This window comes from Paenibacillus sp. CR_12 (assembly GCF_041953985.1).
In the GTDB taxonomy this organism is placed as follows: domain Bacteria; phylum Bacillota; class Bacilli; order Paenibacillales; family Paenibacillaceae; genus Paenibacillus_AQ; species Paenibacillus_AQ lautus_A.
The window spans coordinates 1,003,771-1,018,613 of the sequence record NZ_JAVFHO010000002.1 but is presented as its reverse complement, the minus strand read 5'-3'; the positions used below and the strand labels follow the sequence as shown (position 1 = coordinate 1,018,613).

Annotated in this window: 13 protein-coding genes; 12 read left to right on the top strand and 1 reads right to left on the bottom strand. The window is 54.3% G+C overall.

Features of this window, described 5'->3' with window-relative positions:
* Positions 1 to 206: 206 nt before the first annotated feature.
* The 10 genes from RB297_RS08295 (at position 207) to RB297_RS08250 (ending at position 10,675) form a co-directional block, all read left to right on the top strand.
* A complete protein-coding gene (locus RB297_RS08295) occupies positions 207 to 1,052 on the top strand; it encodes a WXG100 family type VII secretion target (RefSeq protein WP_375120232.1) in 846 nt (281 codons plus the stop codon).
* Positions 1,053 to 1,069: 17 nt separating this feature from the next.
* On the top strand, positions 1,070 to 1,270 hold the full coding sequence (locus RB297_RS08290; RefSeq protein ID WP_009593141.1) for a hypothetical protein: 201 nt from the start codon (positions 1,070 to 1,072) through the stop codon (positions 1,268 to 1,270).
* A gap of 5 nt (positions 1,271 to 1,275) precedes the next feature.
* The gene (locus tag RB297_RS08285; protein ID WP_192571381.1) at positions 1,276 to 1,602 is read left to right on the top strand and encodes a DUF4176 domain-containing protein; all 327 of its coding nucleotides are present in this window, start codon (positions 1,276 to 1,278) and stop codon (positions 1,600 to 1,602) included.
* A gap of 200 nt (positions 1,603 to 1,802) precedes the next feature.
* Positions 1,803 to 3,872, top strand: coding sequence for a bifunctional rhamnulose-1-phosphate aldolase/short-chain dehydrogenase (locus RB297_RS08280; protein ID WP_015736144.1), 2,070 nt, complete (start codon positions 1,803 to 1,805; stop codon positions 3,870 to 3,872).
* 108 nt (positions 3,873 to 3,980) lie between these two features.
* Positions 3,981 to 5,246 (top strand): L-rhamnose isomerase, encoded by a 1,266-nt coding sequence (gene rhaA / locus RB297_RS08275; protein ID WP_375120231.1) that lies wholly within the window; start codon positions 3,981 to 3,983, stop codon positions 5,244 to 5,246.
* 71 nt (positions 5,247 to 5,317) lie between these two features.
* The gene (locus RB297_RS08270) at positions 5,318 to 6,787 is read left to right on the top strand and encodes a rhamnulokinase (RefSeq protein WP_213579112.1); all 1,470 of its coding nucleotides are present in this window, start codon (positions 5,318 to 5,320) and stop codon (positions 6,785 to 6,787) included.
* A 30-nt stretch (positions 6,788 to 6,817) separates the two neighbouring features.
* Entirely contained in the window at positions 6,818 to 7,594 is a 777-nt protein-coding gene (locus RB297_RS08265; RefSeq protein ID WP_096774604.1) for a DeoR/GlpR family DNA-binding transcription regulator, read from the top strand.
* A gap of 103 nt (positions 7,595 to 7,697) precedes the next feature.
* Entirely contained in the window at positions 7,698 to 8,435 is a 738-nt protein-coding gene (locus RB297_RS08260) for a (Fe-S)-binding protein (RefSeq protein ID WP_096774365.1), read from the top strand.
* A complete protein-coding gene (locus RB297_RS08255; RefSeq protein WP_375120230.1) occupies positions 8,422 to 9,942 on the top strand; it encodes a LutB/LldF family L-lactate oxidation iron-sulfur protein in 1,521 nt (506 codons plus the stop codon). The genes RB297_RS08260 and RB297_RS08255 overlap by 14 nt, the downstream gene beginning before the upstream one ends.
* Positions 9,935 to 10,675, top strand: a complete 741-nt coding sequence (locus RB297_RS08250) for a LutC/YkgG family protein (protein ID WP_375120229.1) — start codon at positions 9,935 to 9,937, stop codon at positions 10,673 to 10,675. The genes RB297_RS08255 and RB297_RS08250 overlap by 8 nt, the downstream gene beginning before the upstream one ends.
* A 190-nt stretch (positions 10,676 to 10,865) precedes the next feature.
* On the opposite strand, the gene RB297_RS08245 is transcribed toward RB297_RS08250, so the two are convergent.
* Positions 10,866 to 11,720 (bottom strand): SDR family oxidoreductase, encoded by an 855-nt coding sequence (locus RB297_RS08245; protein ID WP_375120228.1) that lies wholly within the window; start codon positions 11,718 to 11,720, stop codon positions 10,866 to 10,868.
* A 365-nt stretch (positions 11,721 to 12,085) separates the two neighbouring features.
* Here RB297_RS08245 and RB297_RS08240 point away from each other — a divergent pair, with 365 nt between their 5' ends.
* Positions 12,086 to 13,597 (top strand): UDP-N-acetylmuramoyl-L-alanyl-D-glutamate--2,6-diaminopimelate ligase, encoded by a 1,512-nt coding sequence (locus tag RB297_RS08240; RefSeq protein ID WP_375120227.1) that lies wholly within the window; start codon positions 12,086 to 12,088, stop codon positions 13,595 to 13,597.
* A gap of 18 nt (positions 13,598 to 13,615) precedes the next feature.
* Positions 13,616 to 14,704: a PQQ-dependent sugar dehydrogenase gene (locus RB297_RS08235; RefSeq protein WP_375120226.1), complete on the top strand. Its 1,089-nt coding sequence runs from the start codon at positions 13,616 to 13,618 to the stop codon at positions 14,702 to 14,704.
* Positions 14,705 to 14,843: the final 139 nt, after the last annotated feature.

The following is a 14,843-nucleotide window of genomic DNA, read 5'->3' as shown; positions in this document are numbered from 1 at the left end:
GGGAATGAGGAGGCCAGTGCTTTTTTACTAGATCGGGACCTGATGAAAATGAATCCTTCGCTTGATTGTTCCTTTCCTGTATACCTACTAAAATTGAAAAATGTGGTTATTTCTTGGTAGATCGGTTTAATAGTTTATGGAATTGAAATTTGTTGGTAGACTGCCTGAAGAAGCAGGGCGGCGAGACAGAAGGGGCGTCCGTATTTATGTCCAATCGAATATTAGTTACACCCGAGCAGCTGGAGCAGGTATCCGCCCAATTTGCCCAATCAGGGCAACTTAGCGGCGATTTGGTGCAGCGGCTCCAGCAAAGCATTCACGAAATGGAAGGTCAGTGGGAAGGGATGACCCGCGAGCGGTTTTACGGGGATTATCAGCAGGCCAGGACGACGATGCTCAAGTTTGTGGACTGCTTGCAAACGATATCCGCCGAGCTGAAGCAAATATCCGTCAAATTCCGTTCCACGGATGAAATGGTGAACGGTGCTGCAGCTGGAGGAGCCGTAGCAGGCGCGGGCATTATGGCCGGGGCGGCAACCGGAGCGGGAATCGCTGCGGCGGCAGGCGCTGCATCCAAGACTTCCGGCGTAGCTGCTAAATCCTCAAGCAACCCGCTGGACGCAGCGCTCAAAGGAGTAGAAGTGGAAGGCAGCGTAATCAAGCACGAAGAGAATGGACTTTATGCCAAAGCAATAACAGGCAGCGCGGGAGCAAGCTTATCCGAAGGAGCGCATGCCAGCGGGGCTGTTGTTGAAGCAGGCTATGCGAATGATCATGTCGAAGGATCGGTTAGCCTGGTGAAGGCCGAAGTCGAGGCGGCGGTCAAGGACGGTACGCTTAGCGTCGGAGCTGAGGCTACATTAAACAAATATGAGGGCGGCGTGAATATTCCGCTTCCTTGGACGGATAAAGAGCTGCACATCGGAGGTTCCGCTTCGCTGGGCGTACTCGGCGCATCCGCGGAGGTGGGCAAGAGCGGATTGAAGTTCCACATCCCGTTGGGACCGGGAGCAAGCCTCGTCGGAGTCGGCGGAGCGATTACGGTAAAATAGAAGGGGGCTCACAGCCGATGAGCGACAGACAAAAACGGTTCAAATACATAATGGTGATTATTGCTATTGTCGGCGTTCTGGGCACGGTGATTCCCAATCTGCTGGACACGAGTTACGCGGCAGCGGAAAAAGCCGTCATCTGCCTATCCTTTCTTATTGGCGTACCACTCGTAGTGTCGATTGTCTATTGGATCGGTAAAAAAATAATGAAGGGTTGATCAACATGGAACAGCATGAGCAAACGGAGCAGAAGCTGCTGCCAATCGGATCTGTCGTCAAGTTCAAGGATTGGGACCAGACGCTGATGATCTATGGCCGAATGCAGAACGATTCCAAGACGCTAAAGCGTTGGGATTACGTTGCCTGCTTCTATCCTCACGGAAATCTGACCGCGGATTCCAACATCTTTTTCAACCATAAGGACATCTCGGAAATCGTTTTCACGGGTTACGTCAACGAGGATGAAATTGCATTCCGTGATGCATTGTTGGAAGGAATTGCGAAAGCGGATCAAATGGCGGCCGCGGGCTCCGGCTCGGACCATTCATAAATCAAATATAGCAGCTCGGTTCGTAAAGCAGCTCTGACAAGAGCTGTTTTTTGTTTGTACGGGAGTTGCATTGAAAACCAAACAAACAAATACAATATCTTCGTTTATTTTTGAAAATACGCTATTCAAAAATAAACGGGCGTGTTAATATGGGAAACAAATGAAAGCAAATTCATATGGTCAATCGGAGGGGAAGCTTCATGGTTCAGAGCTTATGGGAACAATCAAAGGCACAGCAGGCACAAAATACTTTGGATGAGCTTGTCTATCGCTCGAATTTGATTGGTGCCGACCGGCGCGTATGCAACTGGGGCGGCGGCAACACATCCAGTAAAACAACGATTCAGGATTTTCGCGGCAACGACGTCGAGGTGATGTACGTAAAAGGCAGCGGATCCGATCTGGCCACCATGAAAGCGGGCAATTTCACAGGCTTGCGCATGGAGGATATCCGGCCGCTGTTCGAACGAGATTCGATGTCGGATGAGGAGATGGTGGCATATCTGGGACATTGCATGGTAGATGCGAAGCACCCGCGCGCTTCTATTGAAACGCTGCTGCACGCGTTCTTGCCGTTTCGGCATGTGGACCATACGCATCCGGATGCCATTATCAGCTTGTGCTGCGCCCATAACGGCAAAGAATTAGCCCGGGAAATTTTCGGCGACCGATTCGTGTGGGTTCCTTATGTCCGCCCTGGCTTTACGCTGTCGAAGATGATCGCGGAAGGGGTGCTGGCTAATCCGAACGCCGAGCTTGTGCTCATGGAGAAGCACGGCCTTGTAACCTGGGGCGACACCTCGGAAGCTTGTTACGCACAGACGATTCGCATCATAAGTGAAGCGGAAGCCTTCATTGAGGCCCGAGTGAACAACGACAAGCTGTTCGGCGGCCGTAAGCATGCCCCGCTGGCCGCGGAAATCCGCCGGAGCATCGCTGCGGAAGTGATGCCTGCCGTACGCGGCGCCGTCAGCGACGCGAAGAAAATGATCCTGTCCTTCGATGATCAAGACGATGTGCTGGACTTCGTCGGCGGCATCGATTCGCCGAAGCTGTCCCAAGTAGGCGCAGCTTGTCCGGATCACCTGGTTCATACCAAGGTTGTTCCCCTCTTCATCGATTGGACGCCGAACGCTGAAGATATCGAAGGCCTTAAAGCAAAGCTCATCGAAGGCATTGCGGCATACAAAGCGCAGTATCAAGCCTATTTTGAACGCAACCATCATGAAGGCGACGTCATGTTCGAAGCGGCTCCGCGAGTCATCCTGATTCCCGGAATCGGAATGATCAACACCGGCAAGAGCTGGGCGATGTCGCAAGTCAGCGGCGCCCTGTATCATCGGGCAATCGCGGTCATGCGCGGCGCAACGGCGCTCGGCGACTTCGTATCCCTGAGCGAGAACGAATCCTACAACGTGGAGTATTGGCCGCTCGAGCTGTATAAATTGAGCCTTGCGCCGGCCGAAGCGGAGTTTTCGCGGCAGATTGCTTTTATCACCGGGGGAGCCGGGGGGATCGGCAGTGCCGCGGCGCGCAGGCTGGTAGCCGAAGGAGCCCATGTCGTGCTGGCGGACCTAAATCTCGAAGGCGCGCAGCAGGTTGCCGAGGAAATCAATGCAAAGTACGGGGAGAATCGGGCATTTGCTGTTAAAATGGACGTAACCGACGAAGAGGCCGTGCAGCGCGCCTATCGCGAAACCTCCGTAACTTATGGCGGTGTCGATATTATCGTGAACAATGCGGGCCTTGCAACGTCCAGCCCGTTTGACGAGACGTCTCTAAAGGAATGGAACCTGAACATGAACGTGCTGGGCACAGGTTATTTCCTCGTGGCCAGAGAAGCCTTCTCCTTGATGAAGGTACAGGGAATTGGCGGGAGCATGGTGTTTATCGGATCGAAGAACTCCGTTTATGCCGGAAAAAATGTGACCGCATACAGCTCAGCCAAAGCGCTCGAGGCGCATTTGGCACGCTGCATCGCTGCCGAGGGCGGGGAATACGGCATCCGAGTGAATACGATCCTGCCTGACGCGATATTGCAAGGCTCTGCGATCTGGAACTCGAACTGGAGAAACGAGCGGGCTGCAGCCTACGGGATCGAACCGGATCAGCTGGAAGAGCACTATCGGAAACGCACGACACTGCTCGTGAACATCTATCCGCAGGACATTGCCGAAGGCATTGCTTACTTTGCTTCGTCCAAATCATCGAAGACGACCGGCTGTATGCTGACGATTGACGGGGGAGTACCGGCAGCGTTTACTCGATAATCGAAAGAATGAGTAACCAACCTAACGCAAGGAATCAAGAATTCTTATTAAGATGGGGCGCTGGGTTGATACAACCCGGCTGTCCTCATTCATATGGGAGGATATGCGATGAGGCAGGACGTTGCAAGGAACTTTGAGGAAGCTAAACAGCTCTATGGGCAGCATGGCATCGATGTGGACCAAATCTTGACGGAACTTGAGCGCATCAAAATCTCCATCCATTGCTGGCAGGGAGATGATGTTCGCGGATTCCTGTTCCGTGATCAGGACCTGTCCGGCGGCATCTCCGTGACCGGGGAATATCCCGGGGCAGCCGAAACGCCGGACCAGCTGAGGGCCGACCTGGAAAAAGCGTTGTCGCTCATTCCCGGATCCCACAAAGTGAATCTCCACGCGATTTATGCGGATACCGACGAGTCCGTTGATTTGGATCAGCTGGAGCCGAGGCACTTCCAGTCCTGGGTGGATTGGGCCAAGGAGCTGGGGATCGGACTCGATTTTAATCCCACCTGCTTTTCCCACGACAAGTCGAAGGACGGGTTTACGCTGAGTCATGCCGACCCGGCGATTCGTCAATTTTGGATTGAACATTGCAAGACTTCGCGAAGAATCGGAGCTTATTTCGGTGAACAGCTGGGTCAGACCTGCGTGACGAATATTTGGGTTCCGGACGGTTACAAGGATATGCCGGTAGACCGAATGGCACCGAGACAGCGGCTGAAGGATTCGCTGGATGAGATTTTTGCCGAGGATATCAATCCGGAATGGAATTTGGATGCCGTCGAGAGTAAGCTGTTCGGGCTCGGCTCCGAAGCCTACGTTGTGGGCTCGCACGAGTTCTACATGGGGTATGGCATTCGGAACAACAAGCTGATCTGCCTGGATGCGGGTCATTTTCACCCAACCGAGAGCATTGCCGGCAAACTGTCGTCGCTCGCCCTTTTCACCGATGGACTACTCCTTCACGTCAGCCGGCCGATGCGCTGGGACAGCGACCATGTCGTCATCATGGACGATGAGCTGACCGAGATCGGACGCGAGCTGGTGCGCAATCAACTGCTGGATGTTACCCATATCGGACTGGATTTCTTCGATGCCAGCATTAACCGCATCGCTGCGTGGGTTATCGGAACCCGCAATACGATCAAGGCGCTGCTGCGCGCCAAGCTTGAACCGGTCGATCGGCTGAAGCAGGCTGAACTTGAAGGCGATTACACGACCCGCCTGGCGTTGACCGAAGAGTTTAAATCCTATCCGTTCGGAGCGGTCTGGGATTACTATTGCGAACGTTTGGGAGTGCCGGTCAGAGAAGAGTGGCTGTCCGAAGTGAAACAGTATGAACAGGACGTATTGCTGAAGCGTTCGCAAGCATGAGAAGAGATGGAATCGTCATCGGGTTCATGCCCGAACCGTTGATTATGATCTGACAAGGAGGCTGGGGAGCGTTGAGCGTTCTTGCATTTGATTTGGGAGCAAGCAGCGGCAGGGCGATGCTGGGCCAGCTGAACAGCCGCACCATCGGCGTGGAGGAAATTCATCGGTTCCCGAACGATCCCGTTCGAATCGGCGACCGCTTTCAATGGGATATCTTACGGATCTACCATGAGATGAAACAGGGCTTGCTCAAGCTGAAGGGGAAACATCGCTTGCCGTCGAGCATCGGCATTGATACCTGGGCGGTGGATTTCGGTCTCCTGGATCGGGGCGGGGAGCTGCTCATGAATCCGTATCATTATCGGGACACGCACACGGATGGCGTGATGGAACAGGTCTTCCGGGAGCTGACGCCTGGAGAAATTTTTGATCGGACGGGAATACAATTTCTCTCGTTCAATACGATGTACCAGCTTGCTTCGCTCCAACGGAAGAAACCCTATCTGCTTCAAGAGGCTGAGCGATTCTTAATGATCCCCGATTTGCTGCGCTACTTCTTGACGGGCGAGATGGCGAACGAATTCACGAATGCGACCACGACGCAGCTGTATAACCCGCACTCGGCCAGCTGGGATGATCATCTATTGAAATCAATGAAGATCCCTCATGGGTTATTTCATCCTGTGGTTCAACCCGGTACCCATATCGGGGGGTTAAGGCCTGCCGTAACCGAGGAACTGGGGCTTCCATCCATCCCGCTTTATGCGGTTGCAGAGCATGATACGGCTTCCGCCGTGGTTGCGGTTCCTGCATTGGAGCGGTCGTTCGCCTATTTGAGCTGCGGCACCTGGTCGTTGATGGGGACCGAGGTCGACCAGCCGGTCATTCATGAAAGGGCCCGTGAGCTGAACTTCACGAATGAAGGAGGCGCATACGGCACGTACCGGCTGCTCAAGAACATCATGGGGCTGTGGATCCTGCAGGAATGTCAGCGGACCTGGGGGCGGGAAGGGATGTCGTATTCGTATCCCGAATTGGTTCATATGGCGGAAGCGGCACCGGCATTTGCTTGCTTCATCGATCCGGACGATTCCATGTTCCTCCCTGCGGGAGACATGCCGAAACGGGTAAGGGAATATGCGGCCCGCACGAACCAGGGCGTTCCGCAGAATGAGGGCGCGCTTGTGCGCTGCATTATGGAAAGCTTGGCCATGCAATACCGATATGTGCTGGAGTTGACCGAGGAATTGTCCGGACGGAAATTTCAGGGCTTGCATATGGTAGGCGGTGGCATTCATAATGAAACATTATGCCAGTGGACGGCGAACGCCATTGGGAAGCCGGTATGGGCGGGGCCTGCGGAAGGCAGCGCCATCGGCAATATGGCTGTACAGTTCATTGCGCAGGGCGAGCTGTCCGATATATGGGAAGCGCGCGCAGTCATTAGGGAATCCTTCCCGGTCAAGACCTACGAGCCGCAGGATGCCCCCTTATGGGAGGAAGCTTACGGGGTGTTCGGTCAGCGGACCGGGAAGAGATAGAATATACGAACAGTAAGGATGGGCGGTATGATGCTGGTTGCAGAACGATATGAGAAAATAGTACAGTTGGTCAACGAAAGAGGGAGCATTCGAGTCTCCGAGCTGAGTCAGCTCTGCGGCGTAACGGAGGAAACGATTCGCCGCGACCTTGACAGGCTGGAGCAAGCAGGGCGCCTGCGCCGTTCCCACGGGGGAGCGGTTAGCGTGAAGGATCAACCGGAAATTCAGCGGTCTCAGCCGGAAATACCGTATGCTGAACGGGAAATCATGCATGCGCTGGAGAAGCAGCGAATCGCGGAGGAAGCGGTCAAGCGAATCCATCCGAACGACCGCATCCTGCTGGATGCAAGCTCAACCGCGTGGTACATGGCCAAGATCATACCGGACATTCCGATTACCGTGCTGACGAATTCGATTAAGGTGGCCGCTGAGCTGAGCACCAAGGAGCGCGTTCAGGTCATCTCGACGGGCGGGATCCTGGCTCATCGTTCCTTGTCCTTCGTCGGTCCGCTGGCGGAGCGTTCGCTGGAAGCTTACTACGTGGATAAAGCCTTCCTCTCCTGCAAGGGCGTGCACATGGACCGGGGCTTGAGCGAATCCAATGAGCTGCAGGCGAGAATCAAGCAAAAAATGATCGGGATGACGGATGAGACCATTCTGCTTGCCGATGCCAGCAAATTCGGCACGCAGGCTTTTGCGCAGGTCGCCGACCTCGCCGAAGTGAACCTGATCATCACCGACCGGAGATTGACGGAAGAGGAAGCGGCGCCTTATCGTGCGCTGGGTCTTCGAATCGAATCCGTATAGAGCAAGCTGCTGGATTATATCAAGATGGAATCCCCCCGTTCCGGGGGGTTCTTGCTAGAGGCCGACTCATCGGCCTATCCTGACGATTAGCGGGGTGAAGAGGTTGAAGATTTCATTGTTTGTCACTTGTCTCAGCGATGCCTTGTTCCCGCGGGTAGCTGAATCGATGGCAAGACTGCTGGCAAGGTACGGCGTGCAGCTGGAATTCCCGGAAATCCAGACCTGCTGCGGCCAACCTGCCTACAACAGCGGTTATTGGGAAGAGGCGCGCATCAGCGCCAGGACGATTTTGGACGCTTTTGACGACAGCGACTTTGTGGTGTCCCCTTCGGGGTCCTGCACGTATATGATTCATCATTATCCGGATTTGTTCAAGGACGATCCCGTTTACCTGGATAAAGCGAAAGCGCTTCAATCCAAATGCTATGAGTTTACGCAATTCCTCGTCGACGTGCTGGGCGTGACCGATGTTGGCGCCGTCTATCCGCGCAAGGTAACCTATCATCCTTCCTGCCACGGCAGCCGCCTGCTCGGGGTGAAGGACGAACCGATGAAACTGCTGAGTCACGTCAAAGGGCTGGAGCTCGTCCCCTTGCCGTTTGCCGAGGATTGCTGCGGGTTCGGGGGAACGTTTGCCGTGAAAATGGCGGATATTTCGGGCGCGATGGTAACGGAGAAAAGCGATCATGTGCTGGAAACCGAGGCGTCCGTGCTGGTGGGACTTGACATGGCCTGCCTCATGAACATTGCCGGCAATCTGCGTCACCGGGGCGAGAAGGTTCAGGTCAAGCATTTGGCCGAGCTTTTGTACGAGGGGGTGAGCGTGCATGAGCACAGCTGAGACGAAAGCGCAGACGGTGAAGGAGCGTGCAGGTTACGCTCTGAACAATGAATTTCTGCGCAACGCGGTGAAGTTTACGACAGAACGGCTGCGGCTTGGCAAAAAGCTGGCGTCGGAGGAGCATGGCAACTGGGATGCGTGGAGGGAACGGGGGCGCCAAATCCGGCTCCATACCATTGCGCATTTGGATTATTATTTGAATGAGTTTGCCGAGCAAGCCAGGGCGAACGGAGCGCATGTCCATTTTGCGGAGACGGCAGAAGAAGCGGTTGCGATCTCCCTGCAGATAGCGGAGCATAAGTCGGCCAAATCCGTCGTCAAATCGAAATCGATGGTGTCCGAGGAGCTGCACCTGAACAAGGCACTGGATTCCATCGGGGTAGAGGCCGTGGAAACGGATCTCGGCGAGTACATCATTCAGCTTGCGGATGAAACGCCATCCCATATTATTATTCCCGCCATCCACAAGAACCGTTATCAGATCGCAGAGTTGCTGTCCGCGGAGGCGGGAGAAGCGCTGCCGCCGGATACGGCGATTATGGCGGGTTTCGTCCGCATGAAGTTGCGAGAGAAATTTCTCGAAGCGGACATTGGCATGACGGGCTGTAATTTTGCCATCGCCGAGACGGGCTCTATGGTCCTGTTCGAGAATGAAGGCAATGCCCGGATGGTGACGACCGTGCCGAAGACGCAGATCACCCTAATGGGCATGGAGCGGATTATACCCTCATGGTCTGACCTCGAGGTGATGGCTACCTTGCTGCCGCGGTCCGCGACCGGCCAGAAACTGACGGTATACATGTCCGGCATCAGCGGGCCGAAGAGAGAGCTGGATGCCGACGGACCAGACGAAATGCATATTATCATTATTGATAACGGGCGCTCTCTCCAGCTCGGCGATCCGGAATTCCAGGAGCTGCTCAATTGCATACGATGTGGCGCCTGCCTGAATGCTTGTCCGGTATATCGTCATATTGGCGGGCACGCCTATGGAGGCACGTATAGCGGCCCAATCGGTGCCGTATTAACGCCGGCCTTGAACAAGAACGTCGCGGAATGGGACGATATCGCAAACGCATCCAGCCTGTGCGGCGCCTGTTATGAAGCATGCCCGGTCAAGATCCCGCTGCATGACATGCTGGTATCCTTGCGCCGCCGGAAGATTGAAGCCGGACGCGGCGATAAGCTGGAAGCGTTGGGGATGAAAGGCTTCTCGGCGGTCATGGGTAATGCCAAGCGTTACCGCAGCGTGGTATCCCTCGGAAAATGGGGCCAGAAGCTGGTGGTGCGGGGCGGAGAGATCCGAACGAGAATCGGTCCTTTGAAGGGATGGAATTCGTACAGGGTGACCCCAAGCCTTCCCAAACATTCCTTCCGTGATCGATGGCCCGAAATGGAGCAGGATATTCGCAGAACCTCGGGGACCATGGATCCCGTAATCGCCGATCGGTTGAGCGAGCGGCTTCGGCAGCAGAAATCCGGGAAGGGGGAGAATGCCCATGACTAACGAAACCGATCGCGGCTGGTTGAATCGTCTAGAAGAACAATCCCGCAGGAAGCAGGAGCTGTTCATGGATGGGATCGCCGCGAAGCTGGGTAGAGATCGGATTCGCTCCGCTCCGGAGCACCCTTTCCGCGGTGCCCCGGATTTCTGGAAAGAATTTAATTGGCCGCTCGAGGAGAAAATTACGCAGTTTACCGCGAACTTTGAAGCAGCCGGAGGCCATGTGGTCAGACTGAGCCATCGCGAAGAGGTCACCCGGTTTATCAGGGATAAAGCGATGGAGATGAGCGCAGCTACGATTCTTCGTCAGCAGGAGGACGCGCTGGATCGACTGTGTCTGGAAGAGAGTCTGCCGGATGCGCTGGTTCTCTCCTGGAACGAAGCGGCGGACACGGATTGGAGGGCTGTCGCCGCCAGAGCCGACTTCGGCGTTGTCATGGCCGATTACGCTGCGGCCTACACCGGTTCGATTACGGTGAAGTCCGCCCCGCATAAGGGCCGTTCGGTCAGCCTGCTGCCGACCGTACTGATGGCTATCATTCCAATCGACAGAATGGTTACCCGATTAGGAGAGATTCTCGTACAGTTCGATCAGGCCGGACGTGAGCAGCTGCCAGCAGGGATCCATTTCATATCGGGTCCGAGCCGTTCCGCCGATATCGAGAACGATCTGACGATTGGCGTTCACGGACCCGGCATCGTATATGCCTTGCTGGTAGATTCCTACGAAGCATAATATGTAATCTTAAACGCAAGATGAGCCCCGAGCCGGGAGCAGTCCGTTGGATGCTCCCGGCTTGGGGCTCATTTAGATTATAGAAATAAATAAGTTTTCAGAGAAACTGAAAACTCGATTCACACCTATTCCGCCTTCTGTTTCCGTCTTCGGTGAAAGTAGATGGAACGCTGCTTTTCTTGCGTATATGCTATTTGCCTTTGCGCGTCAGCTCGGCCAACCGATCCCACTGCTCATGGGTCACTTCGGCCAGCTCGTTGAACTGTCCTGCCCCCTGCAGCCATTCGCCGCCGTCGATGGTGATCACGTCGCCATTAATATAGCCGGCATAATCGGAAATCAGATAGGCGGCGAGATTAGCCAGCTCCTCAGCATCCCCAACGCGCTTGAGGGGGATGCGGTCGATCATTTTCTGTTCCATTTCCGGCGTTGGGGATAATCTTGACCAGGCGCCTTCGGTTGGGAACGGACCCGGGGCGATGGCTACCTGGCGTATGCCGTATGGTGCCCATTCCACGGCCAGGGAGCGCGTCAGCGCAAGCACGCCTGCTTTGGCAGCCGCGGACGGGACCACGTAGCCAGAGCCCGTAGAAGCGTATGTGGTGACGATGTTGAGCATCGTTCCGCCTTTGCCTTGTTCGATCCAGCGTTTGCCGACCTCCAGGGTGGCATAGAAGGTGCCATGCAGCACGATGTTGAGCACGGCATCCACAGCCCGAGGAGAAAGGCGCTCCGTGGGGCTGATAAAGTTCCCGGCCGCATTGTTGACAAGCACATCAATGCCTCCGTAATGCTGCTCTGCCGCTTCAACAAGAGCCGAGATTTGCGCAGGGTCGCGAACATCGCAGCTTTTGTACCATACCTCGCAGCCCTTCTGCTTTAATTCCTCAGCGGTCTGCTGCAGCACTTCTTCCCGGCGTCCGCATATGGCGAGCTTGGCGCCCAGCAGCGCGAATCTCTCTCCCATGGCGCGCCCCAGGCCCGTGGCGCCTCCCGTAATCAAAACGACTTTATCGCGAAGCAAATCGTCGGTGAACGGTCCCATCGAAAGCTCCCCTTTCAGGCAGATATGGATTTTCGGATCCTTTGTCCGCGTTCTTTATAGAACAGGCTGCATACATTCAATGCTTATTTTCTTGCAACCGCTTACTTTAAGCGTAACATGGTTAACGAATCCAGTCACCACTTTGTTTGATCTGATATGGCGTAAGTGCATAAAGTGAACTCCTCCAAAGAAATCGGGCCGCAGCAGAACATAATCCCCTAATTCAGTTTCAGAAAGCCCTTGCTTGGTTAGGTTAATTAGAAATGCTGGTTAAAACGATACATAGTCGTAAATTCTACATCTTATACTTCACGCTGCCACCTGACCCTTGGTATATGATTACATCACGAGATGAGGTACCAGACATGATTCTACAATCACTGACGGATCGGCTGATATTAAAAAAGATTACGGGCCGTACTTCCGCGGATATCACGAACCTGGAAACAGATTCAAGAGAAATCCGGCCGGGCGGCATGTTCGTATGCGTGCCGGGATTTCACGTGGACGGCCATGATTATGCCGAACAGGCGATACGGAATGGGGCTGTTGCCATCGTGGCCGAGCGGGAGCTTTCGGGACTGCCAGGAAACGTTACGCATATAACGGTGCCGGATACAAGAAGAATTCTGCCGATTCTCGCAAACGCTTTTTTTGGCGACCCTACGCGGCGATTGAAATTGATTGGAATTACCGGGACGAACGGCAAAACGACGACGACTCATATGGTAGATCAAATACTTAACGACGCCCGCCGCAAAACAGGGATCATCGGCACCTTGTATATGAAAATCGGAAATCATGTGGAGAAAACGCTGAATACGACGCCGGATACGATCCAGCTCATGCGTTATTTTCATACGATCATCTCGCATGGGGGTGAATACGGTGTTCTGGAGGTATCTTCGCACGGATTGGATATGGGAAGGGTGCGCGGATGCGATTTTCAGACGGTCGTCTTCACGAATTTATCGCATGATCATCTGGACTTCCATCAGACCATGGAGAGCTATCGCAATACGAAGGAGCTGCTGTTCGCCCAGCTGGGTAACAGTAACCATGACATGCAGAAGAAGGCCGTCTTGAACGCAGACGATGCCGCATCCTCTTATTACGCAAAACGGACATCCGCACAAATCATAACCTATGGCATTCAGAATCAGGCGGACGTCAGGGCAACGCAAATTCATCACAAAAGGGAAGGCTGCGCCTTTCATGCAGAAACGCCTTGGGGAAGCAGCGACGTTAATCTGAAGGTTCATGGAGCACACAATATATACAACGCGCTGGCTGCCATGACGACCTGTCTGCTGGAAGGGATACCGCTGGAAGAAATCCGCGAAAGTTTGGAGCAATTTGCAGGGGTTCATGGCCGGTTTCAAGAAATACAAACAGGACGCCGTTTTGGCGTGGTCGTCGATTATGCGCATAATCCGGACGGTCTTAAGGCAACCTTGCAATCCGCCAAGGCCATTACTTCAGGCAAAATGATATGCGTGATGGGCTGCCGGGGCGAGCGGGACCGCTCGAAACGGCCGATCATGGCCGATATTGCAGCCGCGTATTCGGATTATGTATTGTTCACGGCCGACAATCCGTTCTCGGAGGATCCGGAGCAGATCATGGCCGAGATGCTGGGCGGCTTAACGTCCCGCGAATCGGGGAACTGGGAGGTTGTCTTAGACCGTAAAGAAGCGATTCAACGCGCAGTGGAAATGGCCGGTGACGAGGACAGGATCATTATAACCGGACGAGGGCACGAAACCCGTTATGTTGCGGGCAGCCGGATCGAATCGTTTAGCGATGAGGATATCGTGATGAGTTCTTTGCAGGGCATAGGGCAGGACATCCAGATGATGCACCGGAGCCCTGAATAAACCCGGGAGGTGCTGGATTTGAAACAAAAGATGTTCGGCATGATGTTTACAGCGGCGCTGCTGTTTCTTGCTGCATGTACAAGCCAGTCGTCCCCTTCGGCTGAAGAAGGAGCGCAGGAGGAGCGGGGGGAGGCGGCTTCTGATTCTTCCTATCAGGTGCTTGCGGAGCAGCTGAGAACGCCTTGGTCCATCGATTTTGACGGTGAGACGATTTATATCAGCGAGCGGGAAGGGAATATCGTTCAGATCAAGGACGGCACATTGAACAGACAATCGGTACATACCGAGAAGCCGGTTTCGCATCAAGGAGAAGGGGGATTTCTGGGCTTTGCGTTAGCGCCTGATTTTCGGGATTCCGGAAAAGCCTTCGCCTATCACACCTATGATCAGGGTGGAACGCTCTTGAATCGGCTGGTTCTGCTGGAGTTGAAGGGAAACCAATGGACGGAGTCCCAAGTTTTCCTTGAGTCCATTCCCGGCTCCAATGTGCATAATGGCGGCAGAATCGCGATCGGTCCCGATGAGATGCTCTATGTTACGACGGGAGATTCGGGCGAGGGCGAGCTTGCGCAAAATCAGGAGAACCTGGCAGGCAAAATATTGCGATTAACGCTGGACGGGAAAGTCCCGGCGGACAATCCGACGGCAGGTTCTTACGTCTATACGTTAGGGCATCGGAATTCGCAGGGCTTGGCATGGAATTCGGAAGGGAATTTCTACAGCTCGGAGCACGGGCCTTCCGGCACGCCGGGCGGTCACGATGAGATTAATGAAATCACGGCCGGCAGCAACTACGGCTGGCCCGAAATTTATGGCGATGATACGTTGGAAGGCATGGAACTCCCGCTGTACCATAGCGGCGAAACGGCAATAGCTCCTTCCGGCATCGCATTTGACGAGCAGGACCGCTTGTACGTGGCGACCCTTCGGGGACAGAAGCTGTACCGGTTCCAGCCGGAGAAAACCGCGCTCGAGACCGTGCTGGAAGGCGAAGGCCGATTAAGAGACGTTAAGGTCCATAACGGCAAAACCTATGTCATTACCAACAATACCGATGGCCGGGGCGTGCCGTCCGATCAGGATGATCGACTGCTTGTACTGGAATAATTCCAAGAAACATACATGTCTCGTGATTCAAGAGAATAGGATAGGACAAGTGCTATAAGAAACACGTCTATCGACGTACTTTCTCAGAAGACAGACCGCATATAGCGGAAGTTTTTCTTGCGAGATAAGGTGGGTAAGC